Source organism: Caulobacter endophyticus (genome assembly GCF_003116815.1).
GTDB lineage: Bacteria > Pseudomonadota > Alphaproteobacteria > Caulobacterales > Caulobacteraceae > Caulobacter > Caulobacter endophyticus.
Genome location: NZ_QDKQ01000038.1, coordinates 1 through 17,589, shown reverse-complemented (window position 1 = coordinate 17,589; position 17,589 = coordinate 1). Strand labels below are relative to the sequence as shown.

Annotated in this window: 22 protein-coding genes and 2 pseudogenes; 13 read left to right on the top strand and 11 right to left on the bottom strand. The window is 69.5% G+C overall.

The window, feature by feature from the left end; genetic code table 11:
* Positions 1-4: 4 nt before the first annotated feature.
* A complete protein-coding gene (locus DDF67_RS11490) occupies positions 5-580 on the top strand; it encodes a Smr/MutS family protein (RefSeq protein WP_109101040.1) in 576 nt (191 codons plus the stop codon).
* 37 nt (positions 581-617) lie between these two features.
* Positions 618-725, top strand: a pseudogene (locus tag DDF67_RS26035) (hypothetical protein); the annotation flags it as partial.
* Positions 726-733: 8 nt separating this feature from the next.
* On the opposite strand, the gene DDF67_RS11485 reads toward DDF67_RS26035, so the two are convergent.
* The 6 genes from DDF67_RS11485 to DDF67_RS11460 are packed head-to-tail and all read right to left on the bottom strand — an operon-like array spanning position 734 to position 4,822.
* On the bottom strand, positions 734-1,057 hold the full coding sequence (locus tag DDF67_RS11485; RefSeq protein WP_109101039.1) for a phosphoribosyl-ATP diphosphatase: 324 nt from the start codon (positions 1,055-1,057) through the stop codon (positions 734-736).
* On the bottom strand, positions 1,054-1,836 hold the full coding sequence (gene hisF / locus DDF67_RS11480; RefSeq protein ID WP_109101038.1) for an imidazole glycerol phosphate synthase subunit HisF: 783 nt from the start codon (positions 1,834-1,836) through the stop codon (positions 1,054-1,056). Before hisF ends, DDF67_RS11485 begins: the two co-directional genes overlap by 4 nt.
* On the bottom strand, positions 1,836-2,570 hold the full coding sequence (gene hisA, locus DDF67_RS11475) for a 1-(5-phosphoribosyl)-5-[(5-phosphoribosylamino)methylideneamino]imidazole-4-carboxamide isomerase (protein WP_161934944.1): 735 nt from the start codon (positions 2,568-2,570) through the stop codon (positions 1,836-1,838). The genes hisF and hisA overlap by 1 nt, the downstream gene beginning before the upstream one ends.
* Entirely contained in the window at positions 2,558-3,199 is a 642-nt protein-coding gene (gene hisH, locus DDF67_RS11470) for an imidazole glycerol phosphate synthase subunit HisH (RefSeq protein ID WP_109101037.1), read from the bottom strand. Before hisH ends, hisA begins: the two co-directional genes overlap by 13 nt.
* A gap of 5 nt (positions 3,200-3,204) precedes the next feature.
* Entirely contained in the window at positions 3,205-3,795 is a 591-nt protein-coding gene (hisB, locus tag DDF67_RS11465; RefSeq protein WP_109101036.1) for an imidazoleglycerol-phosphate dehydratase HisB, read from the bottom strand.
* A gap of 37 nt (positions 3,796-3,832) precedes the next feature.
* Complete coding sequence (locus tag DDF67_RS11460) at positions 3,833-4,822, bottom strand: adenosine kinase (protein WP_109101035.1); 990 nt, start codon at positions 4,820-4,822, stop codon at positions 3,833-3,835.
* Between the two features lie 108 nt (positions 4,823-4,930).
* Between DDF67_RS11460 and DDF67_RS11455 the strand changes: the two genes are divergently transcribed.
* The 5 genes from DDF67_RS11455 (at position 4,931) to DDF67_RS11435 (ending at position 8,404) form a co-directional block, all read left to right on the top strand.
* Entirely contained in the window at positions 4,931-5,797 is an 867-nt protein-coding gene (locus DDF67_RS11455) for an ATP-grasp domain-containing protein (RefSeq protein WP_109101034.1), read from the top strand.
* Between the two features lie 82 nt (positions 5,798-5,879).
* Positions 5,880-6,776: a hydrogen peroxide-inducible genes activator gene (locus DDF67_RS11450; RefSeq protein WP_109101033.1), complete on the top strand. Its 897-nt coding sequence runs from the start codon at positions 5,880-5,882 to the stop codon at positions 6,774-6,776.
* 87 nt (positions 6,777-6,863) lie between these two features.
* A complete protein-coding gene (locus tag DDF67_RS11445; RefSeq protein WP_109101032.1) occupies positions 6,864-7,364 on the top strand; it encodes a hypothetical protein in 501 nt (166 codons plus the stop codon).
* A gap of 89 nt (positions 7,365-7,453) precedes the next feature.
* Positions 7,454-8,035 carry a PadR family transcriptional regulator gene (locus DDF67_RS11440; protein ID WP_109101031.1) on the top strand — a complete coding sequence of 194 codons (582 nt, stop codon included), beginning with the start codon at positions 7,454-7,456 and terminating at the stop codon, positions 8,033-8,035.
* Between the two features lie 27 nt (positions 8,036-8,062).
* Positions 8,063-8,404, top strand: a complete 342-nt coding sequence (locus tag DDF67_RS11435; protein WP_109101030.1) for a DUF2218 domain-containing protein — start codon at positions 8,063-8,065, stop codon at positions 8,402-8,404.
* A gap of 126 nt (positions 8,405-8,530) precedes the next feature.
* Here DDF67_RS11435 and DDF67_RS11430 read toward each other — a convergent pair whose 3' ends face one another.
* Positions 8,531-9,043, bottom strand: coding sequence for a MarR family winged helix-turn-helix transcriptional regulator (locus DDF67_RS11430; protein WP_109101029.1), 513 nt, complete (start codon positions 9,041-9,043; stop codon positions 8,531-8,533).
* A gap of 121 nt (positions 9,044-9,164) precedes the next feature.
* On the opposite strand from DDF67_RS11430, the gene DDF67_RS11425 reads away from it, so the two are divergent.
* The gene (locus tag DDF67_RS11425; RefSeq protein ID WP_199229212.1) at positions 9,165-10,307 is read left to right on the top strand and encodes an MFS transporter; all 1,143 of its coding nucleotides are present in this window, start codon (positions 9,165-9,167) and stop codon (positions 10,305-10,307) included.
* Between the two features lie 4 nt (positions 10,308-10,311).
* On the opposite strand, the gene nth is transcribed toward DDF67_RS11425, so the two are convergent.
* Positions 10,312-11,010, bottom strand: a complete 699-nt coding sequence (nth, locus tag DDF67_RS11420; RefSeq protein WP_109101028.1) for an endonuclease III — start codon at positions 11,008-11,010, stop codon at positions 10,312-10,314.
* 65 nt (positions 11,011-11,075) lie between these two features.
* On the opposite strand from nth, the gene DDF67_RS11415 reads away from it, so the two are divergent.
* The gene (locus DDF67_RS11415; protein WP_109101027.1) at positions 11,076-11,552 is read left to right on the top strand and encodes a DUF2244 domain-containing protein; all 477 of its coding nucleotides are present in this window, start codon (positions 11,076-11,078) and stop codon (positions 11,550-11,552) included.
* Positions 11,553-11,614: 62 nt separating this feature from the next.
* Positions 11,615-12,505 carry a methylated-DNA--[protein]-cysteine S-methyltransferase gene (locus DDF67_RS11410; RefSeq protein ID WP_109101026.1) on the top strand — a complete coding sequence of 297 codons (891 nt, stop codon included), beginning with the start codon at positions 11,615-11,617 and terminating at the stop codon, positions 12,503-12,505.
* Positions 12,506-12,744: 239 nt separating this feature from the next.
* Here DDF67_RS11410 and DDF67_RS11405 read toward each other — a convergent pair whose 3' ends face one another.
* A complete protein-coding gene (locus DDF67_RS11405) occupies positions 12,745-13,251 on the bottom strand; it encodes a DUF1993 domain-containing protein (RefSeq protein WP_109101025.1) in 507 nt (168 codons plus the stop codon).
* A gap of 1,006 nt (positions 13,252-14,257) precedes the next feature.
* Between DDF67_RS11405 and DDF67_RS11395 the strand changes: the two genes are divergently transcribed.
* Positions 14,258-14,689 (top strand): CBS domain-containing protein, encoded by a 432-nt coding sequence (locus tag DDF67_RS11395; RefSeq protein ID WP_109101023.1) that lies wholly within the window; start codon positions 14,258-14,260, stop codon positions 14,687-14,689.
* A 216-nt stretch (positions 14,690-14,905) separates the two neighbouring features.
* Here DDF67_RS11395 and mdh read toward each other — a convergent pair whose 3' ends face one another.
* A complete protein-coding gene (gene mdh / locus DDF67_RS11390) occupies positions 14,906-15,868 on the bottom strand; it encodes a malate dehydrogenase (RefSeq protein WP_109101022.1) in 963 nt (320 codons plus the stop codon).
* 132 nt (positions 15,869-16,000) lie between these two features.
* On the opposite strand from mdh, the gene DDF67_RS11385 reads away from it, so the two are divergent.
* Together DDF67_RS11385 and DDF67_RS11380 are read left to right on the top strand one after the other, a co-directional pair.
* On the top strand, positions 16,001-17,059 hold the full coding sequence (locus DDF67_RS11385; RefSeq protein ID WP_109101021.1) for a MaoC family dehydratase: 1,059 nt from the start codon (positions 16,001-16,003) through the stop codon (positions 17,057-17,059).
* Positions 17,052-17,477 (top strand): HIT domain-containing protein, encoded by a 426-nt coding sequence (locus DDF67_RS11380; protein WP_109101020.1) that lies wholly within the window; start codon positions 17,052-17,054, stop codon positions 17,475-17,477. The genes DDF67_RS11385 and DDF67_RS11380 overlap by 8 nt, the downstream gene beginning before the upstream one ends.
* Here the strand turns inward: DDF67_RS11380 and DDF67_RS26475 are convergent.
* Positions 17,474-17,589: pseudogene (locus DDF67_RS26475) on the bottom strand (IS481 family transposase); the annotation flags it as partial. The gene DDF67_RS11380 and the pseudogene DDF67_RS26475 overlap by 4 nt on opposite strands.

Sequence of the window (17,589 nt, the reverse complement as noted above, 5' to 3'; positions counted from 1 at the left end):
TCCGATGAGCAAGCGGCGGCCGCCGGAAGACGATGGCCAGCGCCTCTGGCGACTGGTGGCCTCGACGGTGACGGGTCGCGCGCCCGAAAAGGCGCTGAAGATGCGCGACAAGGCCCGCATCCGTCCCGGCAAAGCCGACCTGCTGGCCCATGCCGCCGACGTCGAGCCGCCCACGCACCTGGCCTCGGTGGCCCCGCTGCGCATCGATCCCAACGAGATTCCGGCCCTCAAGCCCAAGCCCGCGCCCAAGCCGCCGCCCGAGGGCATCGAGCCCAACCGTCGCCGCCGCATCGTCAAGGCCCATGACCCGATCGGCGCGCGGCTGGACATGCACGGCCTCGACCAGGACCAGGCCCGCGCCACGCTGGAGCGCTTCATCAGCCGCGCCTGGGACGAGGGTCACCGCGCGGTGCTGGTGATCACCGGCAAGGGCAAGGTCGGCCACGGCGTCCTGCGCCAGCGCACCCCCGAATGGCTGGCCGATCCGGCGCTGCGCGAGATAATCGCGGGGGTCTCGACCGCCGACCAGCGGCACGGCGGCGAGGGGGCGCTCTACGTGGCGCTGAAGCGGAAGGGGTAGTTCGGAATGCTCCCTCTCCCATAGGGAGAGGGTTGGGGTGAGGGGTTACGGCGTTTGACGGAGCGCCGGCACGCCGTCCGACCTCGTAACCCCTCACCCTCCCACCGCTTCGCGGCGGGCCCCTCCCTCTCCCTTTGGGAGAGGGGATCAGGATCAGCCGCCCCGCGAAGCCTTCTCGGCGTGGCCGGACGTTCCCTCGCGGGCCTCCAGCTTCTCGGCCACGGCGTCCAGCGACACGCCTGTCGCGGCCATCAGGGCCAGCCAGTGATAGAGCAGGTCTGCGCTCTCGGACGCCAGCGCTTCCGGACCCTGCGCCACGGCGGCGATGACCGTCTCGACAGCTTCCTCGCCCAGCTTCTTGGCGGCCAGGGCCGGATCGCTCAGCAGCTTGGCGGTGTAGGACGCGCACGGATCGCCGCCCTTGCGGCTCTCGACCGTGGCGGCCAGGCGCTCGAGGACCTCGAACAGGCGGCTCATGCGACGGCCTTCGCGGGATCCAGGCGCACCGGCACGCCGGCGGCGGCCATGGCGGACTTGGCCTCACCGATCGAGATCTCGCCGAAGTGGAAGATCGAGGCGGCCAGAACGGCGGCGGCGTGGCCGTCGCGGGCGGCTTCCACCAGATGTTCGGTCTTGCCCGCGCCGCCCGAGGCGATCACCGGCACGTTGACCGCGCCCGTCACCGCCTGGAGGAGGGGGATGTCGTAGCCGATCTTGGCGCCGTCGCGGTCCATCGAGGTCAGCAGGATCTCGCCCGCGCCGCGCTCGACCACCTTGGCGGCCCAGTCGACGACGTCGAGGCCGGTGTCCTTGCGGCCGCCATAGGTCCAGACGTTCCAGCCCGAGCCGTCGGGGCGGGCCTTGGCGTCGATGGCCACCACCACGCACTGGGCCCCGAAAGCATCGGCGCCGGCGGCGATCAGGTCGGGGTTCTCGACGGCGGCGGTGTTGGTCGAGACCTTGTCGGCCCCGGCCAGCAGCAGGCGGCGCATGTCGGCCACCTGGCGCACGCCGCCGCCCACCGAGACGGGCATGAAGCAGACCTCGGCGGTGCGCGAGATCACGTCCAGGATCAGGCCGCGGCCCTCGCTGGACGCGGTGATGTCGAGGAACATCAGCTCGTCGGCGCCGGCCGCGTCATAGGCGGCGGCCTGTTCGACCGGATCACCGGCGTCGCGCAGGTCGACGAAGTTGACGCCCTTGACGACCCGGCCGTCCTTGACGTCGAGGCAAGGGATGATCCGGGTCTTCAGCATCAGGCGGCCGCCGCGACCAGCGCTTCGGCCGGCTTGATCGTGCCGGCGTAGAGCGAGCGGCCCAGGATGGCGCCGGCGATCTCGACGCCCTTGCGAGCCTTCAGGCGCTCGATGTCGGCCACCGCCGCAACGCCGCCCGAGGCGATCACGGGAATCGAGACGGCGTCGGCCAGTTCGCCCACGCCCTCGACATTGACGCCGGTGAGGGCGCCGTCGCGGCTGATGTCGGTGACGATCAGGGCGGCCACGCCCACGTCCTCGAAGCGCTTGCCAAGCGTGATGGCGTCGATGTCGGACAGACCGGTCCAGCCGTCGATGGCGACCTTGCCGTCACGCACGTCGACGGCCACGGCGATCTGCTCGGGCCACAGGCGGGCGGCCTTGCGGACCAGTTCCGGGTCGTGGACGGCGACGGTGCCGAGGATGACGCGCGACACGCCGGCCTCGATCCAGGCTTCGATGCCTTCGAGCGTGCGGATGCCGCCGCCCAGCTGCACCGGGATCGAGATCGACTCCAGGATCGACTGCACGGCGGCGGTGTTGACCGACTTGCCCTCGATGGCGCCGTTCAGGTCAACGACGTGCAGCCACGAGAAGCCGTCCTTGACGAAGCGCTGGGCCTGGTCGGCCGGGCTGTTGTTGAAGACCGTGGCCTTGTCCATGTCGCCGTGCAGCAGGCGCACGCACTGGCCATCCTTCAGGTCGATGGCGGGATAGAGGATCATGGGCGCCATTCCAGGAAGTTGGCGAGCAGGGTAAGCCCCGCGGCTTGTGATTTTTCAGGGTGGAATTGTACGCCCGCGACATTCCCCTTGGCCACAGCCGCGACGAACGCGCCGCCGTGATCGCTGGTCGCCACGATGTCGGCGCGATCGGCCGCGTCGAGCGCGAATGAATTGGCGTAGTACATGTGGGCGCCGTCCTCGATGCCCTGGAACAGGGCGTGAGCGCGCGAGAAGGCGATCGCGTTCCAGCCCATGTGCGGGATGGTCAGCGACGGGTCGGACGGGGCAAGCTTCTTCACCTGGCCGCCGATCCAGTCGAGACCCGGCGTGACGCCGAACTCCAGACCTTCCGTGGCCAGCAGCTGGTGGCCGACGCAGATGCCCATGAACGGCGCGCCGCGCCCGTGCACGGCCTCGTTCATGGCCTCGAACACGCCCGAGGCGTCGAGGCCCGCACGGCACGAGGCGAAGGCGCCGACGCCGGGCAGGAACACCCGGTCGGCCTTGGCCACGATGGCGGGATCGGCGGTGACGACGATATCGGCGGCGACGCCACGTCGGCGGGCGGCCTCGTTCAAGGCCTTTTCCGCAGATCGCAGGTTGCCCGACCCGTAGTCGATCAGGGCGAGAGTTTGCATGGAGCCTACAGCACGCCCTTGGTCGACGGCGCGAGGCCGCCGGTCTTCGGATCGAACTCCACCGCCTGGCGCAGGGCGCGGGCAAGGGCCTTGAAGCCGCTTTCCGCCACGTGGTGGGTGTTGTCGCCGTAGAGCGTTTCCAGATGCACGCAGGCGCCGCAGTTCATGGCGAAGGCGTGGTGGAACTCCTTGAAGAGTTCGGTGTCCATCTCGCCGACCTTGGGGCGCTTGAACTCGACCTTCCAGATCAGATACGGGCGATTGGACAGGTCGATGGCGCAACGCGTCAGCGTCTCGTCCATCGGGATATAGGCATGGCCAAAGCGCCGGATGCCCTTGAAGCCATCCAGCGCCTTGTTGATCGCCTGACCCAGCACGATGCCGGTGTCTTCCACCGTGTGGTGCATGTCGATGTGCAGGTCGCCCTTGGTCTCGATCTTCAGGTCGAAGCCGCCGTGGCGCGCGAAGCTCTCCAGCATATGGTCGTAGAAACCAATGCCGGTGGAGATCGTCGAGGCGCCGGTCCCGTCAAGATCGATCCAGACCCGGATCTGGGTCTCCTTCGTCTCGCGGACCACTTCAGCGGTGCGGGCCATGCTTCGTCCTTGAAGGTCCGGTCGGGGACCAGGGATGTTAGAGTCCGTTCTGGGCGGCCAGGTCGCGCAGCTTGACCTGCGGACGCGGACCGTAGTGGGCGATGACCTCGGCGGCGGCCAGCGAGCCCAGCTTGCCGCAGTCGGCCAGCGAGCGCCCCTGGGAGAGGCCGTAGAGGAAACCTGCGGCGTATTGGTCGCCCGCGCCCGTCGTGTCCACGACTTTTTCCACGGGGAAGGCCGAGATTTCGTGGAAGCGCTCGCCGGAGGCGACCACCGAGCCCTTCTCGCTCCGGGTGACGGCGGCGATCTCGACGCGCTTGGACAGTTCCTTGACGGCGGCGTCGAAGTCGTCGGTCTGGAACAGGGCGCAGACTTCCGAGGCGTTGGCGAAGACGATGTCGCACTGGGTCTCGACGAAGCCCAGCAGGGCCTCGCGGTGACGGTCGACAACGAAGCTGTCCGACAGGGTGATGGCGATCTTGCGCCCGGCGCCGTGCGACAGGGCGGCGGCCTTGGCGAAGGCGCGGCGGGCTTCCAGCGGGTCGAACAGGTAGCCCTCGAGATAGGCGTACTGGGCGCCCTCGATGATGGCTTGGTCGACGTCGGCGGCGGTCAGCTCGACGCAGGCGCCCAGATAGGTCGACATGGTGCGCTGGGCGTCGGGGGTGACGTTGATCAGGCACTGGGCGGTGGCCGGGCCTTCGGCCAGCGGCGGGGTGGTGAAGACGCCGCCGATGGCGCGCATGTCATGGGTGAACACCCGGCCCAGCTGGTCGTCGGCGACCTTGCCGATAAAGGCGGCCTTGCCGCCGAAGCTGGCCACGCCGGCCAGGGTGTTGGCGGCGCTGCCGCCCGAGGCCTCGATGCCGGCCGCCATGGCGTCGTACAGGCTGGCCGCGCGCGTTGTGTCGATCAGGGCCATCGAGCCCTTGACCAGCCCTTGGGCGTCGAGGAAGGCGTCGTCGCACTGGGCGATCACGTCGACGATGGCGTTACCGATGGCGGCGACGTCGTAGAGGGCGGTCATGGCGGCTCGTGTGTTCCGGGAGGATTGACCGACCGCAAGTAAAGGAAGGGGAGGGCGCTGGCAACGCAGGCCTTGCCGCTGGCGCGCCGCGGGTCTACCGCCAGGGGCATGAGCACGCACCGGCCCGACGTCCTGATCCTGGTTCCCGCCGCCGACGAGCCGCGCTTCGCGCAGAGCTGGCCGCCCCTGTTCGAGCGCCTGGCCGCGCCGCTGCGGGCGCTTGGCCTGACCGTGGCCTCGCGCGCATGGACCGACCCGGTCTCGGCCGGCGAGCAGGGGATCGTTCTGCCGCTGCTCAGCTGGGGCTATCACCACCGCGAGCCGGAGTGGTACCGCCGCCTGGACGCCCTGGAAACGGCCGGCATGCGCACCGCCAATCCGCCGGGCCTGCTGCGCTGGAACACCGCCAAGACCTACCTGTCGGAACTGGCCGCCAAGGGCGCGCCGGTCGTGCCGACCATCACGCTGGACAGGGTGACGCCCGAGGCCGTCGCGGAGGCCCGCGAGCGCTTCCAGGTCGACCAGGTCGTCGCCAAGCCTCAGGTCTCGGGCGGCTCGCACCAGACGGTGAAACTGGGCCGCGATCCGGACCTGACCCACGCCCCGACGGGTCCGGCGCTGATCCAGCCGTTCCTGCCGGCGGTGGGCGAGGAGGGCGAGCTGTCGCTGTTCTTCTTCGACGGCGCCTTCAGCCACGCGGTGACGAAGGTGGCCGTGCCGGGCGACTTCCGGGTGCAGCCGCAGTACGGCGGCAAGGTCAGCGAGATCGCGCCCGAGCCCGAGGCGCTGCATGCCGCCCGCATGGTGCTGGACGCGCTGGACCAGCCGCTGACCTACGCCCGCATCGACCTGATCCGGGGCCTCGACCACACCCCGCAGCTGATGGAGCTGGAGATCATCGAGCCCGATCTCTTCCTGCAGCACGCCCACGACCACGGCGCGGCGTTCGCGGCGGCGGTGAAGGCGGCGCTCTAGGGTCGGAGGCAAGAGCGCGGGCGCCATCGAGGCCTGCTCGATTGCTTTTGGATTTTCGATAGAGGCGGCCTATATCGGGCCCATGCTCCCGACCCTTCGCCAGATGCAGTACCTGAAGCTCCTGTCCGAGCACGGCTCGTTCAGCCGGGCGGCCGAGGCCTGCTACGTCACCCAGCCCACGCTGTCGGCCGGGATCCAGGAACTGGAGAAGATCCTCGGCGCGCCGGTGGTCGACCGGGCCCGCTCGGGCGTGATCCTGACCGCCGCCGGCCAGGAGGCCGTGCGCCGCGCCACCTCGATCCTGGCCCAGACCGAAGACCTGGTGCAGGCCGCGCGGGGGGCGGGCCAGCCGCTGGCCGGGCGCTTCCGGCTGGGGGTGATCCCCACCGTAGCGCCCTACCTGCTGCCGCGCGCCCTGCCGCTGCTGCGCGACCAGTTCCCCAAGCTGCGCCTGTTCCTCCGCGAGGACCTGACCCAGCGGCTGATCGCCTCTCTGAAGGCCGGCTCGCTGGACGCGGCCCTGATCGCCTTGCCCTACGACATGACGGGCCTGGACTGGGCCCATGTGGAGCACGACGAGCTGCTGGCGGCCGCGCCCGCCAACCATCCGATGGCCATGCAGGACAGGGTCGATCCGGCCAGCCTTGACGGCCAGGACGTCATCCTGCTGGAGGACGGCCACTGCCTGCGCGACCATGCCCTGGCCGCCTGCGGCCTGGAGCCGCCAAAGAGCCTGGGCGAGGAGGAGAGCTTCGCAGCGACCTCGCTGCCGACCCTGGTGCAGATGATCGGCTCGGGGCTGGGCGTATCCTTCCTGCCGGCCATGGCCGTGCAGGCGGGCCTGGCCGAGAACGCGCCGGTGACCGTGCGCCCGCTGGCCACCGCCCAGTCCAGCCGCGAGATCGTCGTGGCCTGGCGGGCGGGCTCCAGCCGCGCCGCCGAGGGCCGCCTGCTGGCCGAGACCCTGCGCGCGGCCTGAGCGCTTTCCTTCAATACCGTCGTTCTGCGATTTTGCGACCATTCTCCCTGTCGGCGCGTTGAGGCCGGGGATTGGGAGAACGATGCGATGAACGTGGCGAAGATGGCGGCCCTGCTGGGCCTGGCGACGATGGCGACCGGCTGTGTCAGCCTTTCGCGCAGCGCCGCGGTCGAGGACCTGCCGAAGGACTGGAAAACAGAGGCCCGCGTCGCCGACGTGCGGCTGACGCGCGGCGACCTTAAGGTCACCGACGGCTTCGACGCCCTGTTCAAGCAACGCGTGCAGGCCAAGCTCGACGGCTGCGCCAAGGGCCAGCGGCCGCTGCGGCTGGAGGTGAAGCTGGATCGCTTCGACAAGGCCAATCCGGCCATGACCGCCCTGGTCGGCGGCGCCAACGTGCTGCGCAGCCAGGCGCGGCTGGTCGACGTGCGCACCGGCAAGACGGTCGGCGACTATGCCATCGGCAAGACCATCGTCGGCTCGCGCCTGGCGGTCATCAAGATGGGCGAGGCCGAGGAACAGCTCAGCGACGCCTTTGGCGAGGAGCTGTGCGCCCAGGCCTTTCCGGCGGCCGTCGCATCCCGATAGCATCAGATATATCTAAATAGCTCTTGACGCCGACGGGTTTCGATATATCTATCGTTTCGATATAACGAAACTGCATCGAAAGAGCACACATGTTTGGACGTCATCATCATCACCACGGCCGCCACGGCGGTCATCACAGCCGCCATCCGTTCGGCTTCGACGGCCGCGAACACGGCGGCATGGGCGGACGGGGCTTCGGCCGCGGCGGCCCGCGCGGCCGCTTCTTCGACCATGGCGACCTGCGCCTGGTCGTTCTGAAGCTGATCGCCGACAAGCCCAGCCACGGCTACGAGCTGATCAAGGCGGTCGAGACCGCGGCCGGCGGCGCCTACAGCCCTAGCCCCGGCGTCATCTACCCGACCCTGACCCTGCTGGAAGAACTCGGCTACGTGGCCGCGACCGACGCCGGCGGCGGCAAGAAGCTCTACACGATCACCGACGAAGGCCAGGCCTTCCTGGAAACCAACGCCCAGCCGGTGAGCGGCCTGTTCGAGCGCATGGCCGAAGCCGCCTCGCGCAGCGCCGCCTTCGCGCCGCAGATCCTGCGGGCCCGCGAGAATCTGAAGACGGCCCTGCGGTTGAAACTGCACGCGGGAAGCCTAAGCTCCGAGCAGATCGCCGCCATCGCCAAGGCCTTGGACGACGCCGCAACGCAGATCGAAGCTGTCTGAACCGGGCCGGAACAGAGGAGCACCATCATGCAGAGCCACGCTCGCCTCGTCACCGACAAGGCCGCTCGCTACATGACCCAGCTGGCCAAGCACTGGGGCCACAAGTTCGAGGTCGAACTGACCGAGACGACGGCCCTCTTCCCGCTGCCGCTGGGCCCGTGCCGGATGACCGCCGACGCCGAAGGCCTGGACATGACCGTCGAGGCCGGGGATCTCGAAGCCCTCGCCAGGCTGGAGCAGGTGGTCGCCGACCACATCCTGCGCTTCGCCTTCCGTGAAGGCGTCGAGAAGCTGAACTGGACCCGCACCCGCGAGGCCGGTCACATCGACCCGCCCAAAGCGCGCGGCGGCCTGGGACTGGGGGTTTAAGCCTTCCGCCCTCCCAGCCGCCCCTGCGTGGTCCTCGTCCTTCGACGAACTCAGGATGAGGACCAGGGCAAGGCTTCGGGCTGAGGAAAACCTCACCTTGAGCCTGTCGAAGGGCGAGGTTTCGCCCTAGGCCGGCTCCAGGCCCGCCAGCAGCTTGGCGAGCAAGCCGCTGAGCGCCTGCTGCTCGTCGGCGTCCAGGGACGCCAGCAGCGCCCGCTCGTTGTCGATGTGCAGGGGCAGGATCTTGTCCAGCAGGCCCCTGCCCTCCTCCGTCAGCGCCACCAGCGTGCCCCGTCGATCGGACGGATGCGGGCGGCGCTCGACGAGATCCATCTTCTCCAGGCGGTCTATCCGCGCGGTCATGCCGCCCGATGAGACCATGGCCGTCTCGTAGAGGTCGGTCGGGGTCAGGGCGTAGGGCTCCCCCGCCCGTCGCAGGGTGGCCAGCACGTCGAACTCGCCTCGCTGCAGGCCGTGGGCCGCAAACAGCGGCGCCAAGCGGTCCTTGAGCACGATCTCGGCCACCTCGCAGAGCCGGCCGACCAGCTCCATCGGGAACGGATCCAGGTCCGGCCGCTCGCGCCGCCACTGGATCGAGGCCGCACCTGCGCGGTCATGACGCTTGGCTTTCGCCGCCATCGGATATATCTCGCCATCAAGATACTTTGCGACGAGATATATCGTGGTCCTCGCCTACGAAGAAGACGCCAAGGCGCGTAAAAGCGCGTCACTTTCCGCCCGTGCCGCCAAAAGCGGCGCCGTGCTCACCATCGCGGCGATCGTCGTGGCGGCCTTGAATCTGCGCCCGGCCCTGGCCGCGCTGGGACCGGTGCTCGACCAGGTGAAGGCCGCCACCGGCGCCTCCTCGGCGGCGGCGGGCCTCTTGACCACCCTGCCGATCCTGCTGATGGGCCTGGGCGCCCTTCTGGCCGCGCCGCTGCGCCGCTGCCTGGGCGAGCGCATGGGCGTGGCCCTGGGCCTCCTGGCCATCGCGGTCGCCTGCGGCCTGCGCGCGATCTGGCCGACCACCGCGGGCCTGCTGGCCAGCGCCGCCGTCGTCGGCGTCGGGGTCGCGGCCGTGCAAGCCCTGATGCCCGGTTTCATCAAGCGGACCTCCGGCGCCGGCGCGCCGCGGATGATGGGCCTCTACACCACCGGCATCATGGCCGGCGCCGCCGTGGCCGCCGCCATGGCCACGGGCCTCACCCGTCTGGCCGGCTGGCAGGTGATGTTCGGCCTGTGGGCCGCGCCCGCGATCCTGGCCCTGCTGCTGTGGATGCGCGCCGCCAAGGGCGAGACCGCCGCGCCGGCCGGCGGTCCCGTCGTCCTGCGCCGCCCGTCATTGTGGAAGAACCCGCGCGCCTGGCTGCTGCTGACCTTCTTCGGCATCGGCACCGGGGCCTACACCCTGGTGCTGGCCTGGTTCCCGCCGTTCTACGCCAGCCGGGGCCTGACCGCCGACCAGGCCGGCTACGCCCTGTCGGCCCTGACCGTCTGCGAGGTCCTGGCGGGCCTTGCCGTCTCGGCCGCCATCGCACGCCGCCCCGACCGCCGTCCGCTGCTGGCGGCGGCCCTGGCCTCGCTGCTGGCCGGCATCGCCTGCCTGCTGCTGGCCCCGTGGCTGGTTCTGCCGACCGTCTGCCTGCTGGGCGCGGGCATCGGCGCGATCTTCCCGCTGTCGCTGATCGTCACTCTGGACCACGCCAGCGATCCTGAAAGCGCCGGCGACCTGATGGCCTTCGTCCAGGGCGGCGGCTACGTCATGGCCAGCGTCATGCCGTTCTTCGCCGGCTGGGTGCGCGACGCCTCGTCCGACCTTTCGGCAGCCTGGCTGCTGATGGCCGTCGGCGTGGCGGCCATGCTGGCGATGGCCGCGCGCTTCAAGCCCGGCGCGCGGGTCTGAGCCTCTAGAACAGCCCCAGCGACGGGCAGAGGTCGGCGATCTTGCAGATCTCGCACTTAGGCTTGCGCGCCACGCAGACATAGCGGCCGTGCAGGATCAGCCAGTGGTGCGCGCGGGTCTGGTAAGGGCCGGGCACCACGCGCATCAGGTCGTCCTCGACCGCGTCGGGCGTCTTGCCGGCCGACAGCTTGAGGCGATGCGAGACGCGGAAGACGTGGGTGTCGACGGCGATGGCCGGCTCGACGTCCAGCTCGTTCAGCACCACGCTGGCGGTCTTGCGGCCCACGCCCGGCAGGCTTTCCAGCGCCTCGCGATTGAGCGGCACCTGCCCGCCGTAGCGCTCCATCAGAATATGGGCGGCGGCGATGACGTTCTTGGCCTTGGTGCGGAAGAGGCCGATCGAGGCAATGTAGGAGATCAGGCCGTCCTCGCCCAGCTCCAGCATCTTCTCGGCGCTGTCGGCGACCTGGAACAGCGGGCCGGTGGCCTTGTTGACCTGCACGTCGGTAGCCTGGGCCGACAGGGCGACGGCGGTGACCAGCTCATAGGGGTTTGAGTAGTTCAGCTCGGTCTTGGGACGCAGTTCCAGGCTCTCGAAACGCTCGAACAGGATGCGCACGCGCTCGCGCTCGGCGGCGGTGATCCGCTTGCCGGCGGGGCGTTTCTTGACGAGGGATCTAGAGGTCTTTTGGGGGGCGGCCATCGGCGGCGACCATGCCGTGATGCGGCCCGCTCGCCAAGGCGGCGCGAGGGGCGTAGAGCTTTCGCATGGCCGCAGCCCTCTACATGGACGCCGTCATCCGGCCCAACCGGTCGCTGAGCCGCGCCGGCATGGCCGTGGTGCTGGGCGTGGCCATCGGCTTCAACCTGATGGTCGCGGTGTTCCTGCTGGTGGTCGGCGCGCCGCCGGTGCTGCCGTTCCTGGGCCTGGACGTCCTGGCCCTGTGGCTGGCCCTGCGCGCCAGCAACCGCGCCCTGTCGCGTTCGGAACGGGTGAAGGTCACGGCCGAGGCGATCGTCGTCAGCCGCGAGGACGAACGCGGCGCCAGGGTGGTCTGGACCTCGCCCACGGCCTTCACCCGGGTCGACCTCGACCAGCCAGGCGAGCACGAGAGCCGCGTGCGCCTGTTCATGTCGCGCCGCCGCCTGACCCTGGCCCGGGCGCTCAGCCCCGACGAGCGGGTGGCTTTCGCCCGCGCGCTGGAGCGGGCGATCAAGGCGGCGCGGGCCGAACGCCACGCCTGAGCCAGAACAGGCGGCGCAAGAACCGGGCGGACGCCCCGCCCCGGCCGGCGTAGAGTGCGCTGATGGCCCTCGATCTCGTCCAGTCCGAACCTTCCGCGTCCGAAATCCTGGCGCGCCTGGCCGAGCGCTCGGCCGACTACCACCGCATGGCCACGGCCCTGGACTGGCTGGCCCAGCGCTGGATGGACCGGCCGTCGCTGGACGAGGCCGCCGACGCCGTGGGCCTGTCGCCGTTCCACTTCCAGCGGATCTTCACCCGCTGGGCTGGGGTGAGCCCTAAGACCTTCGTGGCCGCCATCGCCCACGCCGAGGCCCGCCGCTCGCTGGAGGCCGGGGCCAGCGTGCTCGACGCGGCCTATGACGCAGGCCTGTCGGGACCCTCGCGGCTGCACGACCTGTTCATCGCCCAGGAGGCGGCCACCCCGGGCGACGTGCGCCGGCGCGGGGCGGGCATGACCCTGCGCTGGGGCTGGGCCCCCACCCCGTTCGGGCGCGGGCTGTTCGTGCTGGCCGAGCGCGGCCTGGCGGGACTGGCCTTCTCGGACGGCGACGACGACTTCAGCTTCGCCGACATGCACCGCCGCTGGCCGGGCGCGGACTGGGTGCGCGACGACATGGCCGCGCAGGACATGGCCCTGAAGGCGTTCAGCGCCGGCGAAGGCCCCCTGCCCGTGGTGCTGATCGGCTCGCCCTACCAGGTGCAGGTGTGGAAGGCGCTGCTGCGCATCCCGGCCGGCGGAACCGCCACCTACGGCCAGGTCGCGGCCTGGGCCGGCAAGCCCAAGGCCTTCCAGGCCACCGGCGGGGCCATCGGCGCCAACCCGATCTCGCTGCTGATCCCCTGCCACCGCGCCATCGCCAGGGACGGCCGGCTCACCGGCTATCACTGGGGCCTGGCCCGCAAGGCCGCGATCCTGGGCCTCGAAGCCGTGGCGACCCGCGAGGTGGCGTGAGCCGCTTCGCCAAATGAGAACAAAAAGAGAACATACGTCCGAACCCGACGTCGGCTTGCGCCAAGCTGACCCGTAACCGCGATGCGGGGCGAGTAACGGGTGGAGCGAATGGAACCGGAGGTTTTGAAGGAACTGGCCGTCGTGCTGTCGGCGGCGGGCGGGGTGCTGACCGCGCTGGCGGGCTTGGTATGGGCGTTCAGGCGGCGGCCCTGATGCAGGAGGCCGCCGCCTTGTCGGCCTCAGGCCGTGCCGAGGAAGTCGCGCTTGCCCAGCACGACGCCGTTCTCGCGCAGGATCGCGTAGGCGGTGGACAGGTGGAAGTAGAAGTTCGGCAGGGCCTGGGTGGTCAGGTAGTCGAGCGCGTTGTGCTCGGTGGTCTCGCCGCGACGGGTCAGGGCCACGGTGCGGTCCTCGGCGCCCTCGAAGGCGGCCGGATCCAGGCCTTCGACATAGGCGATAGCGCGATCGACGCGGGCCGACAGATCCTCGAAACTGGTCTCGTTGTCGTCCCAGGCCGGAACCTCGACCTGGGCCAGGCGGGCGCTGGCGCCCTTGGCGAAGTCGGTGGCGATCTGCACCTGGCGGATCAGCGGGAACATGTCGGGATAGAGCCGCGCCTTCAGCAGGGCCTCGGGGTCGAGCTTGCGCTCCTCGACGTGGGCGGCGGCCTTGGCCAGCACGCCCGACAGGCCCTTCAGCCCCTGGACGAAGACGGGAACGCTGACGCGGTGGGCGGTGATGGTCATGGGGGCTCCGGTGAGGCTTGCGGGCTGGATGTAGGGTGGTTCGGCGGCAAGCGCAGCCCTGTGGCGTCACGGAGCGATCGGTGGGGGAGTGGGTGATGACTTTCCGACGTCGCGGCGGCTGAAAACGGCCCCCCTCCGGCCCTCCGAGCCACCTCCCCCAGAGGGGGAGGATCTTGTCCGGCGCCTCGCCAATCAAATGCTCCCCCTGAAGGGGGAGCTGTCGCGGAGCGACTGAGGGGGAAGGGATTGCTGGCGTGGGGGAGCACTGACCTCATCAGTCACTTCCCCCTCCGGCCCTTCGGGCCACCTCCCCCTTCAGGGGGAGGATCTTGGGCGCGCGACTTCCGCCTCTCGCGCGATTGCGCTGAGCTTGTGGAGAGGGCGCGGGGCGTCCGGGCTTCGCCCGGATGTGTGAGTTTGAAGTACCGTTTCGACGAAGCTTGAACGCCCCGCGCGATCGTTTGTCCTCAGGCCGAGGCGCGCGGGCCTCTTCCGCCCTGTGCCCCTTCCCCATGCAGTGCGCCCCGTTTCTTGGCGGCCAGGCGTGCATGGCGGCGCGAACCCTTGGACGGGCGGGAGCCTAGTCAGGCAAGCTCCCGATGGATGGGTTTACGTCCCCCATCCTCATTTAAGCCTTCAGGCCCGGCTCACGCCGCTCCTTCAGCCCCGCTCGATCGCATCCACGTCGCACGCTTCGGGCCGGATCCTTGCGCCCTCTCCCTGCGACGGGACCCAATGATTATGCGGCGGGTTTCAGCGCGTCTGATTGGCGAGACTGAGAAAGTTGCAAGTGATTGATCACCTTCAGAACTTTTCGGCGAACGCCGGGGATCCACGCTGCTCTATCCCCATAACCAGGAACAGGGGGAGGTTCCTGGTGGGCGCCTTCCTGGGCTCTGCGCCGAGGGTCGCCATGCGGTCATCACCGACGGCCAAGCGGAACAGTCTTAGGCGTCGCGGGGTTTCTAGCGGGTCCAATTCCACTCCCCCCTCAGGAGGAAGACCCATGAAAGTCAGCGACGCCATGACCAGCCAGGTCTCGGTCGCCCGTCCCAGCGACAGCATCCGCAAGGTCGCCGAGGTTATGGCCAAGGTCGACAGCGGCGTGGTGCCGATCGTCGACGACGGCAAGGTGCTGGGCCTGGTCACCGACCGCGACATCGTCCTGCGCGTGGTCGCCGAGGGCCGCAGCTTCGACAGCCCTGTCTCCGAAGTGATGAGCGACGGCGAAGTGCTGTCGGTGAAGGAAGACGACATCCTGGCCGACGCCACCGCCAAGATGGCCAACAACCAGGTCCGCCGCCTGGTGGTGCTCAACGACACCGGCCGCCTGACCGGCATCCTGTCGCTGGGCGACGTGGCCAAGGACTACGGCGCCAAGCAGGTCGGCAAGACGCTGGAGGAGATCTCGCAGGAGCCCGGCGAGGCGGCGCACTGATCTGGTCCCCTTCTCCCAGAGGGAGAAGGTGGCGCGAAGCGCCGGATGAGGGGTTACGAGGCCTGACGGCGTGCCGGCAGGCCGGTTGACGCCGTCACCCCTCACCCTCCCAAGCCACGCTTGGGCCCCTCCCTCTCCCCTCCGGGAGAGGGGAAAAAGAAAAAGGGCGGCCCCGCGAGGGGCCGCCCTTCGTCGTATCGAGCAATCGAACCGGTCTTAGACCAGGGTCGGGTCGATGGCCTTGCAGGCTTCCATCAGGCCCTGAACCGACTCCACCGACTTGGCGAACATCGCCTTCTCGGCGTCGTTGGTTTCGAACTCGACGATCTTCTCGGCGCCGGCGGCGCCGATGACCACCGGCACGCCGACGTACAGGCCCGACAGGCCGTACTCGCCGTTCAGGAAGGTGGCGCACGGCAGGACGCGCTTCTTGTCCTTCAGGTAGGACGTGGCCATGGCGATGGCCGATTCAGCCGGGGCGTAGAAGGCCGAGCCGGTCTTCAGCAGGGCGACGATCTCGCCGCCGCCCTTGCGGGTGCGCTCGACGATGGCGTCCAGCTCTTCCTGGGTCAGGAAGCCGGCCTTCACGGCGTCCGGCAGCGGCAGGCCGCCGACGGTCGAGTGACGGACCATCGGGACCATGTCGTCGCCGTGGCCGCCCAGGGTCCAGGCGTGGATGTCCTCGACCGACACGCCAGTCTTTTCGGCCAGGAAGTAGGCGAAGCGCGCCGAGTCCAGGACGCCGGCCATGCCGATGACCTTTTCCTTCGGCAGGCCCGAGAACTGCTGCAGGGCCCAGACCATCGCGTCGAGCGGGTTGGTGATGCAGATGACGAAGGCGTTCGGGGCGTGGGCCTTGATGCCTTCGCCGACGGCCTTCATGACCTTCAGGTTGATGCCCAGCAGGTCGTCGCGGCTCATGCCCGGCTTGCGCGGCACGCCGGCGGTCACGATGCAGACGTCGGCGCCGGCGATGTCGGCGTAGTCGTTGGCGCCCTTCAGGGCCACGTCCTTGCCGAACACGGCCGAGGCTTCGGCGATGTCGAGCGCCTTGCCCTGCGGGGTGCCTTCGGCGATGTCGAACAGGATCACGTCGCCCAGCTCTTCGCGAGCGGCGATGTGGGCCAGGGTGCCGCCGATCATGCCGGCGCCGATAAGGGCGATCTTCGCGCGAGCCATGGGGTCTCCATCAGGCTGTGGACAGGAAATGTCGGGGCGCGGTCTACGCCCCTCGCGGCTCAGTCTCAAGCCCCCTTTCCCGTTTCGCTGCGCTGCGGCAAAACGATCACAACAAACACAAGGAGAGGCGCCGTGAGCAAGACCGATCCGGGGAGCTTTTTCGAGGACTTCCACGTCGGTCGGGTGCTGGTCCACGCCACGCCGCGCACGGTGAGCGCGGGCGACGTCGCGCTGTACACGGCGCTTTACGGACCACGATTTTCTCTCTTCTCGTCGGACGAGTTCGCGCGCGCCAGCGGCCTGGCCGCCGCCCCGGTCGACCCGCTGGTCGCCTTCCATGTGGTGTTCGGCAAGACCGTACCGGACATCAGCCTGAACGCGGTGGCCAACCTGGGCTACGCCGAGGGCCGCTTCCTGGCGCCGGTGTTCGCCGGCGACACCCTGGCGGCGACGTCGGAGGTGATCGGGGTCAAGGAGAACTCCAACGGCAGGACCGGCGTCGTCTATGTGCGCACCACCGGAACCAACCAGCGCGGCGAGCCGGTGCTGAGTTACGTGCGCTGGGTGATGGTGCGAAAGCGCGACCCGGCCGCCGTGGTCGAGGGACAGTCGGTTCCGGACCTGGCCAGGGCGGTCTCGCCTGAAGACCTGGTTGTTCCGCCGGGCCTGGACTTCTCGGACTACGACTTCGCCCTGGCCGGCGCGCCGCACGCCTTCGAGGACTATGCGGTCGGCGAGAAGATCGACCATGTCGACGGCATGGCGGTGGAGGAGGCCGAGGCCCAGATGGCCACCCGCCTGTGGCAGAACACCGCCAAGGTCCACTTCAACCAGTTCGAGCGCGCGAAAGACCCGTCGGGCCGGCGCCTGGTCTATGGCGGGGTGGTGATCTCGACGGCCAAGGCCCTGTCGTTCAACGGCCTGCAGAACGCCGGGCTGATCCTGGGGATCAACGGCGGCCGGCACGTGGCCCCGTTCTTCGCCGGCTCGACCATGTTCGCCTGGAGCGAGGTGCTCGACAAGGCGGACCTGCCTGGGTCTGGGGGAACGCTCGGCGCCCTGCGATTGCGGCTGGTTGCCACCAGGGACAGGCCGTGTACGGATTTCCCCGACAAGGACGGCGACGGCGCCTACGACCCGGCGGTGATCCTCGACTTCGACTATTGGGCGGGGGTTCCCAAGCGTGGCTGACTTCGATCTTCATCCGGCCTTCCCAGCCAGTTCCCATGCGATCGGCGAGCTTGAACTGTGCCATGTGCGCCTGCACGACGACGCCCGCTATCCGTGGCTGGTGCTGATCCCCCGCGCGAATGGCCTGGTGGAGATCGAGGACCTGTCGGTCGAGGGCCGGGCGGCCCTGACCGAGGAAGCCGTCGCCGCCGGCGCGGCCGTGCGGGCGGTGGCCAGGGTGCTGGGCCTGAAGGTCGACAAGCTGAACCTCGGGGCCCTGGGCAACGTCACCCCGCAGCTGCATGTCCACGTCCTGGGCCGCCGCGCCGGCGATCCGGCCTGGCCGGGTCCGGTCTGGGGTCACAGCGCGGGGGTCCCCTATCCCGAAGACGTGCGCGCGGCGACGATCGCGGCGGCGCGGGAAGCGCTGGGCCTCTAGGTGTCGTTTCCAAGAAGGTTGTTCACGCGCTGCCAAGGGGTGAGGCCTTTGATGCCGGAGTGTGGACGCACGAGGTTGTAGGCGTCGGTCCAGGGCTTGATGGCCTTGGCCC

Excerpts from the sequence above, each read along its gene's own strand:
- nth (WP_109101028.1), bottom strand. The coding sequence starts at position 11,010 with ATGGCCGCCCCCCAAAAGACCTCTAGATCCCTCGTCAAGAAACGCCCC.
- DDF67_RS11450 (WP_109101033.1), top strand. The coding sequence starts at position 5,880 with ATGCTCCCGACCCTTCGCCAGATGCAGTACCTGAAGCTCCTGTCCGAG.
- DDF67_RS11430 (WP_109101029.1), bottom strand. The coding sequence starts at position 9,043 with ATGGCGGCGAAAGCCAAGCGTCATGACCGCGCAGGTGCGGCCTCGATC.
- DDF67_RS11460 (WP_109101035.1), bottom strand. The coding sequence starts at position 4,822 with ATGACCGCCCTCTACGACGTCGCCGCCATCGGTAACGCCATCGTCGAC.
- mdh (WP_109101022.1), bottom strand. The coding sequence starts at position 15,868 with ATGGCTCGCGCGAAGATCGCCCTTATCGGCGCCGGCATGATCGGCGGC.
- hisF (WP_109101038.1), bottom strand. The coding sequence starts at position 1,836 with ATGCTGAAGACCCGGATCATCCCTTGCCTCGACGTCAAGGACGGCCGG.
- DDF67_RS11445 (WP_109101032.1), top strand. The coding sequence starts at position 6,864 with ATGAACGTGGCGAAGATGGCGGCCCTGCTGGGCCTGGCGACGATGGCG.
- DDF67_RS11490 (WP_109101040.1), top strand. The coding sequence starts at position 5 with ATGAGCAAGCGGCGGCCGCCGGAAGACGATGGCCAGCGCCTCTGGCGA.
- DDF67_RS11455 (WP_109101034.1), top strand. The coding sequence starts at position 4,931 with ATGAGCACGCACCGGCCCGACGTCCTGATCCTGGTTCCCGCCGCCGAC.
- DDF67_RS11410 (WP_109101026.1), top strand. The coding sequence starts at position 11,615 with ATGGCCCTCGATCTCGTCCAGTCCGAACCTTCCGCGTCCGAAATCCTG.
- hisA (WP_161934944.1), bottom strand. The coding sequence starts at position 2,570 with ATGGCGCCCATGATCCTCTATCCCGCCATCGACCTGAAGGATGGCCAG.
- DDF67_RS11415 (WP_109101027.1), top strand. The coding sequence starts at position 11,076 with ATGGCCGCAGCCCTCTACATGGACGCCGTCATCCGGCCCAACCGGTCG.
- hisB (WP_109101036.1), bottom strand. The coding sequence starts at position 3,795 with ATGGCCCGCACCGCTGAAGTGGTCCGCGAGACGAAGGAGACCCAGATC.
- DDF67_RS11405 (WP_109101025.1), bottom strand. The coding sequence starts at position 13,251 with ATGACCATCACCGCCCACCGCGTCAGCGTTCCCGTCTTCGTCCAGGGG.
- DDF67_RS11435 (WP_109101030.1), top strand. The coding sequence starts at position 8,063 with ATGCAGAGCCACGCTCGCCTCGTCACCGACAAGGCCGCTCGCTACATG.
- DDF67_RS11485 (WP_109101039.1), bottom strand. The coding sequence starts at position 1,057 with ATGAGCCGCCTGTTCGAGGTCCTCGAGCGCCTGGCCGCCACGGTCGAG.
- DDF67_RS11395 (WP_109101023.1), top strand. The coding sequence starts at position 14,258 with ATGAAAGTCAGCGACGCCATGACCAGCCAGGTCTCGGTCGCCCGTCCC.
- DDF67_RS11440 (WP_109101031.1), top strand. The coding sequence starts at position 7,454 with ATGTTTGGACGTCATCATCATCACCACGGCCGCCACGGCGGTCATCAC.
- hisH (WP_109101037.1), bottom strand. The coding sequence starts at position 3,199 with ATGCAAACTCTCGCCCTGATCGACTACGGGTCGGGCAACCTGCGATCT.